This is a genomic window from Actinopolymorpha singaporensis (assembly GCF_900104745.1).
In the GTDB taxonomy this organism is placed as follows: domain Bacteria; phylum Actinomycetota; class Actinomycetes; order Propionibacteriales; family Actinopolymorphaceae; genus Actinopolymorpha; species Actinopolymorpha singaporensis.
Window position 1 is genome coordinate 3,960,997 of the sequence record NZ_LT629732.1, and the last position, 13,098, is coordinate 3,974,094.

A 13,098-nucleotide genomic window follows, 5' to 3' on the forward strand; every position below is an offset into this window, starting at 1 on the left:
TCAGGTAGGAGTTGGTTCCTCTGCCTCCGGAGGTGATCGGTGACGCGGTGCTAATCACCGGGGCAGCTATTGGCGGCACAGTAACTCTGAAGCTGTGCCGAGCCCGTATCGCCAGCGTGGGCACCATCTACAGGATGAGGGTCCGGTCACGCTCGGGTCGACCGGACGGAATTTGCACTGGTATCGGCATAGCGGGCAATTCGATCGCGCACCTGTGCGCTGGCATGGCGGGTAGCCTGGATGGGTCTGTTTCCCCAGCGAGTGCCCGGAGGGCCGAGCATGGGCGATTCCCGACCGCGGGTGGTGGTCGTGGGCGGGGGATTCGCCGGATTCCACGCGCTGCGTCACCTGGAGCGTCGGCTTCGGCCCGAGGCCGCAGAGTTGGTGCTGGTCAGCCCGACGGACTACTTCCTCTACACCCCGCTGCTGCCGGAGGTCGCCACCGGCGCCTTGGAGCCGCGTCACATCGCTGTCTCGCTGCGCCAGGCCCTGCCGCGTACGCGCCACCTGCTTGGTCATGTGACCGCGATGGACATCCCCGGGCGTACCGTCACCGTCGACGTGGCCGACGACGCCATGCAGGTGACGGCTGACCGGACCGTGCCATGGCACCGGCTGGTCCTCACCCCGGGGTCGGTGACACGGCAGTTCGACATTCCCGGGCTGGCCGAGCACGCGCACGGGGTGAAGACACTGACTGAGGCGCTGTACCTGCGCGACCACCTCCTGACACAACTCGACCGCGCTGACGCCCTGCCACCCGACTCTGCCGAGGACGCCGAACGCAAGGCGCGGCTGACAGTGGTCGCGGTGGGCGCCGGGTACACCGGCACCGAGGTCGTCGCACAGCTTCGGTGGTGGACGCACAGTATTGCCGCACGGTGGGCCCGGATCAGACCAGGGGACGTACGCTGGCTGCTCATCGACATCGCCGACACGGTGCTTCCCGAGCTGGGCAAGCAACTCGGTGACGTCGCGATGGGCGTGCTGCGCCACCGCGGGGTCGAGGTCCGGCTGGGGGTTACGGTCTCGTCGGTAACCGACCGGGAAGTCACCTTGACCGACGGCACCACCGTGCCCGCCCGCACCTTGATCTGGGGTGCCGGGGTGTCCGCGAACCCTCTGGTGGCTACGCTCGGCCTGCCGCTGGCCAAGGGCCGGCTGGTCGTCGACGAGCAACTGCGGGTGCCGGGTGTGGAGTACGTGTGGGCGGCCGGGGACGCCGCCGCTGTTCCTGATCTGACGAAGTTCCCGGACGGTCACGGCGATCGCACCGGTGGCGAACAGCCGGTGACTCCGCCGACGGCTCAGCACGCGCAACGCCAGGGTGCCGCTCTGGCTCGCAACGTCGCCGCGAGCTTGGGCGTGGGGCAGGCGCGGCCCTACCGCCACCGTGACCTTGGGCTGGTGGCCGACCTTGGTGGTCGCGACGCGGTGGCGCGTCCTCTGAACGTCTCCATGTCCGGGCTGGTGGCCACCGTCACCCGCGGATACCACCTGACCGCGTTGCCGGCGACGTCCAACCGGCTCCGGGTCGCTGCCGACTGGCTGCTCGACGCCGCGCTACCACCCCAGGCCGTACAACTGTCGGAGATTCGCCCTGGAGATGCGCTGATCGCAGCAGCCGAAGGTACCGAGATCTACCGTAGGGAGGCTGGTCGCCGCTCGCTGGGGACATGACCTGTCCTTGGTGCTCCATGCCGCAGACCCACGGTGTACCTCTCTGGTCTGGTGCCGGCCCTTCCGAAGGCAGCTTCGAGCCACCTGGAGGTTCTCATGGCGTACACCCTTCCTGACAACATCGACCGACGCCCGGTCGCGATCGACGAGTGGATGGAGCAGGCACAGTGGTCCGCTGCTGTGCCGACGTCGGGATCCGGGTGATGCCGTCGTCGAGCGCAAGTTTCAGGTGGAGCCCGCCTACCTTTCCCGCGCTGCCGACGCTGAGGTTCCTGACAGGCTCGTCGAAGGCCGCGAAGGCCGCGAAGGCAGGAGGCGGGTTCACCTGCCCGGTCCAGCTGGGACCGTCGCGATGTCCGGATGCGATGGAAGTCATGCCTGTTGCCAGGCGAACGTGCCTTCGACTCGGTCTGCCACTTCACGTATGCCCTGTCCGGTCAGGCAGTTGGTCCCGTCCGCTCCCGTAGCTACCGCGGTTACCCAGCGATGCCTGGTCCAACCCGGAAGAGTCAGCTGCAACCCGACTGCCACGAGTAGGGGAAGGCCGGCCGAGCCAGGGACAACCCGACATGCTCAGTCCCGACGCGTACCAGCCTCCAGGTGCGACCAGAGGAGGAGTGTCGGTGAACACCGCAGTAGCCGGCCCGCCGCAGTTGAACCTGCGCGGCCGGAGACGCTTGCCTCGTCGATGGTCGGCCGACGAGCGAGGCGATGACAATCGAGTGGCAGCGTTCGACGGCGTGTGCGCATCGCTTCGACAGGTCATCTCCGCGGCGCGTCGGCGATTCGGCGCATCGAAACTCCGTACGCTCCTGATGAATAGACAGTCGTTCGGATCGACTCCTTGGAGGCCCCTTATGGCACACCTCTCCATCATCGGCACCGGCAACATGGGTCAGGCCATCGCGTCCATCGCGGGCAAGGGCGATCACACCGTGCAGCTGCTCGGCAAGAGCGACGTCGACACTCCGGTCAGTGGCGACATCGTCGTCCTTGCAGTGCCGTACCCGGCCGTCGCGGTAGTGCTCGAGCAGCGCGGAAACCAACTCGAGGGCAAGGTGGTCGTCGACATCACCAACCCACTGGACTTCGAGACCTTGGATTCGCTGATGGTCCCGGCGGATGGCTCGGCCGCCGCGGAGATCGCCGCCAAGCTTCCGAACTCCCGTGTGCTCAAGGCGTTCAACACCACCTTCGCCGCAACTCTGGTGGCTGGCACCGTCGGGCCGTTGACCACCACGGTGCTTATCGCCGGTGACGACGACGACGCCAAGGCAATCCTGGCCGGTGTTATTACGTCCGGTGGTCTGCACGCCATCGACGTCGGGCCTCTCAAGCGTGCCCGCGAGATGGAGGCGATCGGCTTCCTGCAGATCAGCCTTGCCGCCAACGAAAAGGTCTCGTGGACGGGAGGCTTCGGTATCGTCCCCTGAGGCCTCGATCCGGCTGATGCCGTCGCCGGGCAGTGAGCATCCAGTGCCTGCCTGGCGACCGGAGACAAGGGACTGGTCGAACACGCCTGATCCAGGCCCCGCGCGTGGAGGCGATCGCGTGGGCCCGCAGCAAGCTCGCCCAGTTCGTCTTCATCTCCGATCCGGAGCAGGGCGGCGCGTTGGTTGAGGTTTGATTGGCAATGCGGCGTAAGCACGTCGCCAGCCCTGCACACACCCGCGGTTCGAGCCGTTCACGGCAGCCACCAGGTACCGTTGAGATTGATCTCGGGTGGGCACGTGGGAAGTTCACGATGGCCGCGTTGGTCGCTCGGCCCCCGACAAGTCGATGTCGACTTCCACCTCCACCTCGTCGCGAAGTTTCAGTGCACCGAGAAAGGCCGAGTAGGGCTTGATTCCGTACGCCGACTGCACTACCACGGCGGTGCCGTGGTATCGGTGTGGTGTCACCTCGCGCACGTGCAACTCGATGGGGGCTGAGGCACCATGCAACGTCAGCGTTCCGGTGACCGTGGTACCGCTGGCAGTGGGAGTCACCTGGCTGGACTGGAACGTTGCACGGGGATGGCGGTCTACCGCAAGGATCCGCCGGGCATTGCCGTGAATCTCGTCCCGGTCCTTGTCGGTCAATGGCTTGACGCCGCCAGTGCCCTCTCGAACCTGCAGTGACTCCAGATTGATCTGTGCGGTGACCGTCGCGTCGGCCGGCGTGTCGGCGGGCAAATCCAGCTGTGCTGACCAGTCGGCTACCTCGATCGTCAGGTCATGTCCGACCTTCGACGCGACGCCTTGACGGCCGGTACGCAGGATGAGATGTCCGTTGTCTGGTCCAAGCCGGACCTGGCCGGCCGAGGCTGCCATGCCTGTGAGGTTACGGAGTCGCCTGGTCGCCGCTCCACTGGTTCGGGTAATTGCGGACACGCGCCCGACGGCAGACGGCAAGTCGTCAGCCGACCGGACGACCCCGTCCCGCCATGAACGGGGCCGGCCGGTGTTCCTCGGCCTATTCAACAACTACGTCAAGGCGAACGGGGATGCTGAGTCCGCGGTCCAGTTCGCCCTCGGGGAGGCCGAGCCCGACTCGCAGCGCCACGCACTGGACGCCCGCATGGCCACCCATCGAGGTCCTCGACTGGGTATACACCCGCACGGTCACGCCCGAGCAAGATCCGCATTCGAGCGCGTGATCTTGAAACACGCTAGGGACCGGATCCTGGCCCCCACGCGGGTCCTTCTGATGTCGGAGCAGGCCCGTATCTCCGACCCTCTCGCAGGGGCACTTCAAGGTGCAGCCTGCACCCAGAATCGGCGAAGAGGCTCCTCGCGTGGTGCGGGTTGTGGTGCGAAACGCTGGCGACCGGTGCGGTCACAGTGGCTGTGGGGGGTGATCTGCGGGCAAAGTCGCAGGTAGTTGGCCTCGTAGGCGCTGGTAAGGGTTCTCATAATCCTTGGGTCGCGGGTTCGAGTCCCGCCAGCCCTACCCCGGTTGACCTGCGGAGATCACATCGCGTGATTGAGATTGGTGTCCGTTTTGCCCGTTTCTGTGGTGCGAGTCAATTCCCTGGTCACCGTTATCCAGGGCCTCATGCGTTCGCTGTAGCCACACAACCGCACGGATGCAATCGGCCCTGAACTGCAGAAGGACTTCCGTCGGCGTGAGGAGCCTGCCGTCGGTTCCGCTGGCCCGGCGTGCCAGGTCCGTCGCGACCACAAACCCTGACCTCCACGGCGGATTCTCACCGCTCCAATGTCTCTTCACCGGGGTACGAGCCACATGAGGTGTCCAGCCGCCAGGCCTCGTACGAGGCAGCCTGGATCGGGTCAAGCTCGCCTTGCGGCTGACCGAGCAGGAATGCGAACGCCACCAGTTCGTGCACTGCATCATCAGGGGCTGGCCTTCGCTCGTACCCGGTGGGTGGCTCGCGGGCTGGGGCAAGAACGAGAACCGCTTGACGGACTGGTTGATCAGGGCTTGTTGTGCGCCGCGATCGTGGACCGGTTCACCTTCCACTGCACCATCCTCGAGACCGGCACCGACTCCTACCGGCTCGCGCACACCAAGCAGGAGATCACAGCATAGAAGTAGCCGTCCTGAGCGCAGCGCCAGCCGATGCCGGTACGTCTCAATTCTCTACTGCACCCCAGTCCAGGAGCGCACCTGCTGGGTGAGGGCCGCCACGTGCTGAGGAGGGGTGGTCTTGACAATGCCGTGGGCCGAGGTTGAACACGAACGGGCCCCCACCCAGGCTACGCAGGATGCGATCTGTCTCGGAGTGCAGCGCCGGACCGCCGGCAACCAAGTGCTGTGGATCAAGGTTGCCCTGCTGGGCCACAACAGCTCCACGCGGTGAGGTGCCCGCGATCTGGTTCCGGCGAGCGGTCGCCTCGCTGACACAGTTTCGTGGGTTGCCGAGAATTCCTGCTCGGCCGATCCGACATGTGCAGGAGGCGCCGGAGTTCATCGTGTGCACGAGTGTTGGCGCCTTCGAGATGTAGGCCCAGCGGCGACAGACGACCGGCACGGCAGCCCGCTTCCCCGCCGGGACCACCTGTCTCCCTTCCGCCATGAAACCATGAGGACATGGCCGAAGCAGTCGTCTTTCCACAGCCAGGCAAGGTCGAGTTGCGCGAGGTCGAGCTACCCGATCTCGAGCCTGGTCAGATCCGGCTGCGAACTCGGGTATCGCTGATCAGCACCGGCACCGAGGGCATCATCTACAGCGGCGGATTCGCCCCTGGAACGCACTGGGACCGGTGGTTCAGCTATCCCAGTCGTCCGGGGTACTCGCTCGTCGGCGAGGTCAGCGACGTCGGCCCTGATGTCACCGGCGACCTTCGCCCAGGTGACCGGGTAGTGGCTCTCCTCGGCCACGCGTCTCACCATGTCGCCGACGCCAGCGTGTGCACGCGGGTTCCAGACGACGTTTCGGACGAGGATGCGGCGTGGTTCGCGCTGGCCAAGGTCGCATTCGTCGGCGTGGAAGCATCACAGGCACGCTTGGGCAGTTCGGCCGTGGTCGTCGGGGCGGGTCCCATCGGTCAGATGACCGTGCGATGGCTGGCGGCTCTGGGCGCGGCCGACATTGTCATGGTCCATCGCGGGAGTGGACCGCGGCTCGAGCTCGCCCGAGCAGGCGGAGCAACGGCAGTCCTGCAGCAGGATCTGGCCAACGGACTGTCTGGAATCGCAGCACCGGCTACAGTTCTCGACTGCACCGGCAACCCGGACGTTCTCACTCACGCGCTGGCCGCTGTGGCCGACCGGGGCCGTGTGGTCATCGTCGGCGACGTAGGTGACCCCTCCCAGCAGCGGCTCAGTTCCGATCTGATCGTTCGTGGCCTCACCGTGGTGGGTGCACATGGCCGCCACCTGCTGGGACGGCGTGAACACGACATTCGCCGGCTGTTCTTCAGCCTCGTGGCGTCGGGACGCTTCGCAGGGATGTGCGGTCTCGTCACGCACAAGTTCGCACCGCGCAACGGCGCCGAGGCGTACGCACTGCTCGACGCGGACCGCTCAGCCACCATGGGCGTAATCTTCGATTGGCAGTAGGCGAGCCTGCGCGGTGCGCCTACAGGCACCGCATCTGCGAGCCCTGCCAGGGCCACGTCTCCGGCTGATATGGGACCTCTCACGGGGCGGGCGTGCGCGCGATCGGGTTCGCCAAGGACGACTCGCGTCGGCCGGGCCTGGTCGACGCGAGCGCCGCCGCCGTCGTCGACACTATGAGCGAGGTGGCCGATGTTGTCCGATCAGGAAGGTCTGGCGGCTGGCCTCGAGTGGCGTCCGCTGTCCGTCGACACTGACCTCCGGTCGGCGAGAGGTGAACGTCGACCTCCCGGCCGCGGAAACTCAACCCTCGTAGGGAGATGTGCCCCGGCGGAGTTCCGGGGCTGACCACGAGGCGACCGTCGGGCTGTGGCCGCAGGCCGGCAAGTCCGGTCAGGACGGCTTCCGCGCCGGCCAGGCCCGCGACGATGTTCTCTCGCCGGCCCACCGTAGGCGTGCCGGGTCGGTCGCCGTAGTGCTCCTGCGGGGAGTACGGGAAGTGCTCGCCCATCCACAGCAGCCGGCGCAGCACCTCCCAGCGACTGGCCCGAGGCCAGGTACTGGCTGGCAGGGGGTAGCGATGCGTGGGTGACAGCAGCGCAGCCGGAGCGGCGAGCGCCGGGCCGGTCCCGGGTGAAGCCTAGGCGGGGGACCGGCCGGTCGAGATGTGCTGGGCGAGGTAGTTGGCGGTGCCGACGCGGTCGATGGCGTCGATCTGGCTCTCGAACCAGTCCGCGTGCTTCTCCTCGTCGCGGACCATCTCCTCGAAGACGGCCGCAGTGCCGTGGTCGCCGAGGTTGTGGCACTCCTCGGCCGAGGCATTGAACTGCGCGACGGCGGCCTGCTCGCTCTCGAGCGCGAGCCTCAGTACCTCGACCGCGTCCTCGCCCACCTGGATGGGATTGAGCCGCTGCACGTTCGGGTGGCCGTGGAAGAGCAGGATCCGCTGAATCAGCGCGTCGGCGTCGCGCATCTCCTCAAGCGACAGGTCGTAGAAGACCTTGCCCAGCCGCTCGAACCCCCAGTGATCCAGCGTTCTAGCGTGGAGGAAGTAGGTGTTGGTCACCGTGAGTTCGAAGGTCAGGGCATCGTTGAGCAACTCGACCACTCGAGGACTAACTGGCCGCAACGTCCACCTCCTGCAATGCGGGATCAGGTTGGTGCTCGCACAGGAGGCGCTTGATCGAGAAGACGCACCCTCCACACTCGCGTCCGGCACCGGTGGACCTGCAGACGCCGGCGAGGGTGCGGGCCCCGCCCCGGACGGCGTCGACGACCGCCCGGTCGTTCACGACCACGCAATGACACACGATCATCAGATGTCGCCTCGGTGGAATAGGTAAGGCTGCCCTTATCCAGCCAAGTTACAAGACATCTCCGGTCCCGGCAAGCCGGTCCCGGTCATCACGTGCGGCGTCAACTTGACGCGGGGCGTGGCCCCGGCCCAGCCGGGCCGGTAGGCCCGACCTGGTCGACGTCGCAGGACTCGGTGACCAGTCCGAGGTAAGCCGTCCGGGCGAGCCAGCATCAGTGTCCCGTCAACGGTGTGATTGTCGGCCAACGGCACGGAGTCGTCGACCCCCGCCGACGGGCGCCCCATCTGTCCAGAGTGTCCAGTCGATGTCCGATCCGTCAGCTACGCGGGCCGTAGAGCGCCGCGGTGTCTGGGAGCTTGTCCATCGGGCGGCGGGCGAAACCGGGCTGGTCGATCTTGGGCGGACTTACGTGCTCGGGCACAGTTACCGCGGCTACCTGGTCAACCGCATCGTCACGAACGAGCATCCCTTCCGGGCCGCCGTGTGCTGGGAAGTGCCTTGCCGACCTGCGACCCGCCGCCCCACCTCAGGGAGCTCCTCTGGTGATCCGCCCCGCCCGCCCTACCCCGTTGACCTGTTCGGCCACCTGCCGTGCAACGCCTGGAGGGGTGCACAACCAACCACGGGGTCCAGGTAGCCAGCGTGTGAGAGCTAGCGGACCGGCCCAACGACCGTACGAACATCTCCACCGACTCGCGAGCGACACCTTCCGAGCCCTGACCGCGGCCAGTCCGCCGGGTATCGCCGCGGCCACCTGCGCCGGCTCCGGACAGGGCGCGCGCTCCGCGGCGGGAGACCTGGCGAGAGCCACCGGGGCGATCGGCCGTGACCGTACAGGCCCAAGAGTCGCCACCGCACAGGTAGAAGACCTCTTCAGCAGCAAATGAAGCTGCAAGTGCGCACGTACACACTTTCGGTCCTCCGGGACGGGCGAAAACCGCACAGAGCCCTCCAGGAAAGGCCACACAAGGACCACGGCGACGACCAGCGCCGCGACGCGCCACCGACGGCATCAAGCCGTCCGAGTTCGATCGCGCAGTGAAGGCCAAGGCCCACCACCTCGTCACGCAAGCGGACCACCGCCTCGAGGAGATGGGATAACTCGCCGCCGATCACCGCGACCAGGGTGCCGGCGCGCACTGCTGGCCAGCCGACGGTCACAAACCGGCCGTAAATGAACCTGACGAGACGGCCGAGCCCGACCGTCAACGGCCTGGCGAATTGGAAAAGGCAGTTCCTACTTACTGGGCCTGTTCCGGACCCTTCCGGTAGAGCGCGGCGGGAGGCCACATCTACGGCCACGATGAACCAGGCGAAAGCTCCGCGACACCGAGCTCCCACAACCGTTGAGCGTGTTGCGCACGTTGCCGCCCCCCAACAGGTCGCCAGGCGTCACCGGAACTGACGCGCAGCCGCGCGGGGGCTCGCGACTCAGGACTGTTCGCGTGCGAGCCGGTTGCGACGGTCCTCGTCTCGCTTGGAGTACGTCGCCGCACGGATGGCTTCGTCCGACTCAAGGCCGCTGCCCAGTGCGCCGCCGACGGTGGCCGCCGACGCGACGAACCAGGCCAGCACGAACAGGTCTGCGTAGCGGAATGGTTGTTTGAGGTAGCCGCCCATCACGGCGGGGTCGAGGATGAACAGGGCCCAGAGCACGTTCAGGACGTAGAGCGCGATGTAGCAGATGAGCACCCCGACGGTCAGGGTCACCAGCGTCGAGGCGTTGTACAGACGCGACCTGTCCCGGCCTTGAGAGGAGTCGTCATCCGGCCGGGCCCACAGGCCACCGCCGATGACGAGCCAGCCGACGACGAGCGCGATGGAGGCGATCGTCGCAACGACCAGGCGCCACGGCGACAACGAACCTGCCAACACCCACACGGTGGAGTTGATGGTGGCGATGGCGCCGGTCGTGAGTGCCGCGACGACCGCTGTCTTGAGCCCGGGCACGAGGCGCCACGGCCGGTTGGCGAGCACCATGCCCAGAAGCAGGCGCCAGCGGCCACTACGCCGAGGCAGCGGCACCCGGTGGCCGCGCTCCGACGTGGGGTCCGACATGCCGCTGATGAGCTCGTGCAACACGTGCCTGCTGCGCTTGTGCATGCGAAGCCCGCCGAGCGCGGGGAGGGACAGCACCGCCGTCCGGTGCTGGTGCTGCGGATCGGTCTCGATCAGCAGGTATCCGCCGTGGTCGTCGCGTAGAGGAAGTTCCGTGAGTCCGACGACCGCATCCCACTGATGTTCGTGGGCCTGGTCGTTCAGTCGGGACAGCGCAGTGTCCACGTCCTCACAAGCGACCGTGAACGGCTCGCTGACCACCTCGAGGGCCCAGTCGCGCCGGTCCTCACCCTCCGACGGATGCAGGTCGCCGAAACGGCGCGCAATCTGAGTGGGCTTGGCCGGGTCGGCGACAAGGCCGACGCGCATCGCCTTCATCTGGCCGCACTACCCGCAGCGCTCTCACAGAAACGCGCGAGCAAACGGGTTGACCGTTGCACACGGAGCGGTCTCGCAGTGGTCAATCCATGGTGGAGCAACGCCGTTCCTGTTGATGATCGGGAAGATCGCCTTCAGCTTGGCGTTGGCTGGCTGCAGGCTGCTATTGGCATCGGGCCGCGTGCCGACGATCCTCCACTCGTCCACTCGCAAGCCGGGTTGCTGGGATGGCGCAGTCCACGCCTGCACTAGCCGTTTGGCTGTCACCGCAGCGGGTATCGGCGATTCCCAGTGGGAAACCGCTGCTCGCCCGGGCGGTGGCCCACGTTCGGGACGGGGGAGGCAGCTTGAAGGCAGTGGTGTACGACGGGCCGCGGCAGGTCAGCGTCACGCATGTGCCGGACGCGCGGATCGAGCGACCGACCGACGTCCTGGTGCAGATCACGTCGGCGAACATCTGCGGCTCCGACCTGCACATGTACGAAGCTCGGACCGACTTCGAGCCCGGCCGCTGGTTCGGGCACGAGAACCTGGGTCGAGTGGTCGAAGTCGGCGACGGGGTCGACAAGGCGCAGGTGGGGGAGTACGTGGTTCTGCCGTTCAACATCTCCTGCGGACGCTGCAAGAACTGCGAGCGTCAGCTCACGAACTACTGCCTGACCGCCCAACCGGACCTGCCCGTGTTCTGCGAGCGCATCGTGCGGGAGTTCGCTCACACAGCGCCGAGCGCAAGAGCAGGAGGGTGTCGATGACCGCGAATGTCGTCTCGCGTGCCGTGCGCGCCGGGGAGACCCTGGTCCGTCAGCTGCGCTCGGCCCTCGACCGGTCGGCGTCCCGGCCGGCCGGAGCCCGCCCCTCCGTATCTGGGTGGTTGGCTGTGACCGTGCTCTGCGAGCCGGCCGACATCGACGAGGCCGCACTGCCCGCTCCGCTGGCAGAGCTCGCTGACCGCATCGAGGTTCGCGTCCGCCCGGCGGCCGACAGCAAGGGCACCGAACTGGCCGCGCGGCTGCGGGCCCGGCCGGCCCGGGCCGGCGCCCTTCGCCGGCTGAGCGGGAAAGACCCGGAGGCCGAGCTCCGGTCAGCTCTGCGCCGCGCCAAACAGCTCATCGAGGTCGGTGAGGTGCTGGCGGTCGATCCGGCGCCGCACGGTAAGCGGACGGCGACGCCCGGCGGCGCCCTCCTGGAGTCCTGGACCAAGGCGGCTCCCAAGGCAGGTGTGAGATGAGGGCGGTGACGTGGCGCGGGGTCAACAAGATCGGTGTTGAGGACGTTCCGGAGCCCAGCATCCTCAACGGCCACGACATCATCCTCGAGGTCGGGCTGAGTGCAACCTGCGGCTCCGACCTGCACCTGGTCGGCGGCTACATCCCAGCGATGCGAGCAGGCGACGTGCTCGGACACGAGTTCATGGGCACTGTCACCGCCGTCGGGCGCGATGTGACCAAGCACCAGGTCGGGGACCGTGTCGTGGTGGTCTCGTTCACCAGCTGCGGAAAGTGCTGGTACTGCCGACAGGGGCTGTTCTCGCTGTGCGACAACGGCAACCCCAACCCCGGGATCACCGAGGCGCTCTGGGGCCAGTCCATCGGCGGGTGCTACGGATACTCCCACGCGATGGGTGGGTGGGCGGGCAGCCACGCCCGCTACATCAGGGTGCCGTACGCCGATCAGGGCGCCTTCGCCATCCCCGACGGCGTCTCCGACGAGCGCGCCCTGTTCGCTTCCGACGCGGCGCCCACCGGCTGGACCGGAGCGCACCAGGCCGGCGTCCAGCAGGGAGACGTGGTCGCGGTGTGGGGAGCCGGAGCGGTCGGCCAGATGGCCGCCCGGGCCGCCATGCTGATGGGTGCCGAACGCGTCGTGGTCATCGACCGCTTCGAGAACCGGCTCGAGCAGGTACGCACGCACATCGGGGCCGAGACGCTCGACTACGAACAGGTCGACGTCTCCGCCGAGCTGCGCGAGATGACCGGCGGGCGGGGACCCGACGTCTGCATCGAGGCGGTGGGCATGGAGGCGCACAGCCCCGGACCTCAGTACTTCTACGACCAGGTCAAGCAGCAGATGCGCCTGCAGACCGACCGACCCACCGCCGTCCGCGAGGCCATCTACTCCTGCCGCAAGGGCGGAACGGTGTTCACCCTCGGTGTCTTCGTCGGCCTCGTGGACAAGTTCCCACTCGGCGCCGTGATGAACAAGGCGCTCACCCTCCGTGGCGCCCAGCAGCACGGGCACCGCTACATCCCGGAGATCCTCGAGCGCATGAGCCGTGACGAGCTGAAGACCGAGCACCTCGCCACCCACGTCATGTCGATCGAGGACGGGCCGAAGGGCTACCGGATGTTCAAGGAGAAGGAGGACGGGTGCGTCCGCGCCGTGTTCCGTCCGGGGGCGTGACGGTCGGGACCAGGGAACGCAGCGGATCTCCTCCGCCAGGGGCCGAGCACGTCGAACCGCGGCGAGCGCCGGGCCTCGTGCCTGGCCGCCTGCTGTCGGCTCGTCGCTCCTGAGCCTCGCGGCGGGGTCGGTGACTGGGGTTGGTGGCTGTCGCCTCCACCGACGTGTCGCTGCTTGCGGCAGCGGTTGCCAGCCTGGCCGTGGTTGCACTGTCACAGGTGCAGTCGAGCAGCCAACGCAGTGCCACCGCCGCGGCCTCCATGCT

General features: G+C 67.4%; 11 protein-coding genes. 7 read left to right on the forward strand and 4 right to left on the reverse strand.

From position 1 onward, the window contains the following. Positions 1-279 precede the first annotated feature (279 nt). Complete coding sequence (locus tag BLU27_RS17930) at positions 280-1,680, forward strand: NAD(P)/FAD-dependent oxidoreductase (protein WP_092654821.1); 1,401 nt, start codon at positions 280-282, stop codon at positions 1,678-1,680. A gap of 857 nt (positions 1,681-2,537) precedes the next feature. Then, complete coding sequence (locus BLU27_RS17935; protein ID WP_092654822.1) at positions 2,538-3,113, forward strand: NADPH-dependent F420 reductase; 576 nt, start codon at positions 2,538-2,540, stop codon at positions 3,111-3,113. A 306-nt stretch (positions 3,114-3,419) separates the two neighbouring features. Here BLU27_RS17935 and BLU27_RS17940 read toward each other — a convergent pair whose 3' ends face one another. Then, positions 3,420-3,992, reverse strand: coding sequence for a YceI family protein (locus tag BLU27_RS17940; RefSeq protein ID WP_092654823.1), 573 nt, complete (start codon positions 3,990-3,992; stop codon positions 3,420-3,422). A 1,111-nt stretch (positions 3,993-5,103) separates the two neighbouring features. Here BLU27_RS17940 and BLU27_RS29970 point away from each other — a divergent pair. Both BLU27_RS29970 and BLU27_RS17950 read left to right on the forward strand, forming a co-directional pair. Then, on the forward strand, positions 5,104-5,211 hold the full coding sequence (locus tag BLU27_RS29970) for an ATP-binding protein (RefSeq protein ID WP_277869239.1): 108 nt from the start codon (positions 5,104-5,106) through the stop codon (positions 5,209-5,211). 543 nt (positions 5,212-5,754) lie between these two features. Continuing rightward, positions 5,755-6,684: a zinc-binding dehydrogenase gene (locus BLU27_RS17950; RefSeq protein WP_157728632.1), complete on the forward strand. Its 930-nt coding sequence runs from the start codon at positions 5,755-5,757 to the stop codon at positions 6,682-6,684. 637 nt (positions 6,685-7,321) lie between these two features. Here BLU27_RS17950 and bfr read toward each other — a convergent pair. The 3 genes from bfr to BLU27_RS17965 form a co-directional block, all read right to left on the reverse strand. Beyond that, on the reverse strand, positions 7,322-7,789 hold the full coding sequence (gene bfr / locus BLU27_RS17955) for a bacterioferritin (RefSeq protein ID WP_241827497.1): 468 nt from the start codon (positions 7,787-7,789) through the stop codon (positions 7,322-7,324). A 7-nt stretch (positions 7,790-7,796) separates the two neighbouring features. After that, complete coding sequence (locus tag BLU27_RS17960; RefSeq protein ID WP_092654826.1) at positions 7,797-7,997, reverse strand: (2Fe-2S)-binding protein; 201 nt, start codon at positions 7,995-7,997, stop codon at positions 7,797-7,799. A gap of 1,431 nt (positions 7,998-9,428) precedes the next feature. Continuing rightward, entirely contained in the window at positions 9,429-10,433 is a 1,005-nt protein-coding gene (locus BLU27_RS17965; protein WP_092654827.1) for a hypothetical protein, read from the reverse strand. A gap of 356 nt (positions 10,434-10,789) precedes the next feature. Here BLU27_RS17965 and BLU27_RS17970 point away from each other — a divergent pair, with 356 nt between their 5' ends. Genes BLU27_RS17970 through BLU27_RS17980 form a run of 3 tightly spaced genes read left to right on the forward strand, consistent with a single transcriptional unit; the run spans position 10,790 to position 12,833 of the window. Further along, positions 10,790-11,185, forward strand: coding sequence for an alcohol dehydrogenase catalytic domain-containing protein (locus BLU27_RS17970; protein WP_241828026.1), 396 nt, complete (start codon positions 10,790-10,792; stop codon positions 11,183-11,185). Then, on the forward strand, positions 11,182-11,661 hold the full coding sequence (locus tag BLU27_RS17975; RefSeq protein WP_092654828.1) for a hypothetical protein: 480 nt from the start codon (positions 11,182-11,184) through the stop codon (positions 11,659-11,661). The genes BLU27_RS17970 and BLU27_RS17975 overlap by 4 nt, the downstream gene beginning before the upstream one ends. After that, on the forward strand, positions 11,658-12,833 hold the full coding sequence (locus BLU27_RS17980; RefSeq protein ID WP_092654829.1) for a zinc-dependent alcohol dehydrogenase: 1,176 nt from the start codon (positions 11,658-11,660) through the stop codon (positions 12,831-12,833). Before BLU27_RS17975 ends, BLU27_RS17980 begins: the two co-directional genes overlap by 4 nt. The last annotated feature ends 265 nt before the right edge of the window (positions 12,834-13,098 follow it).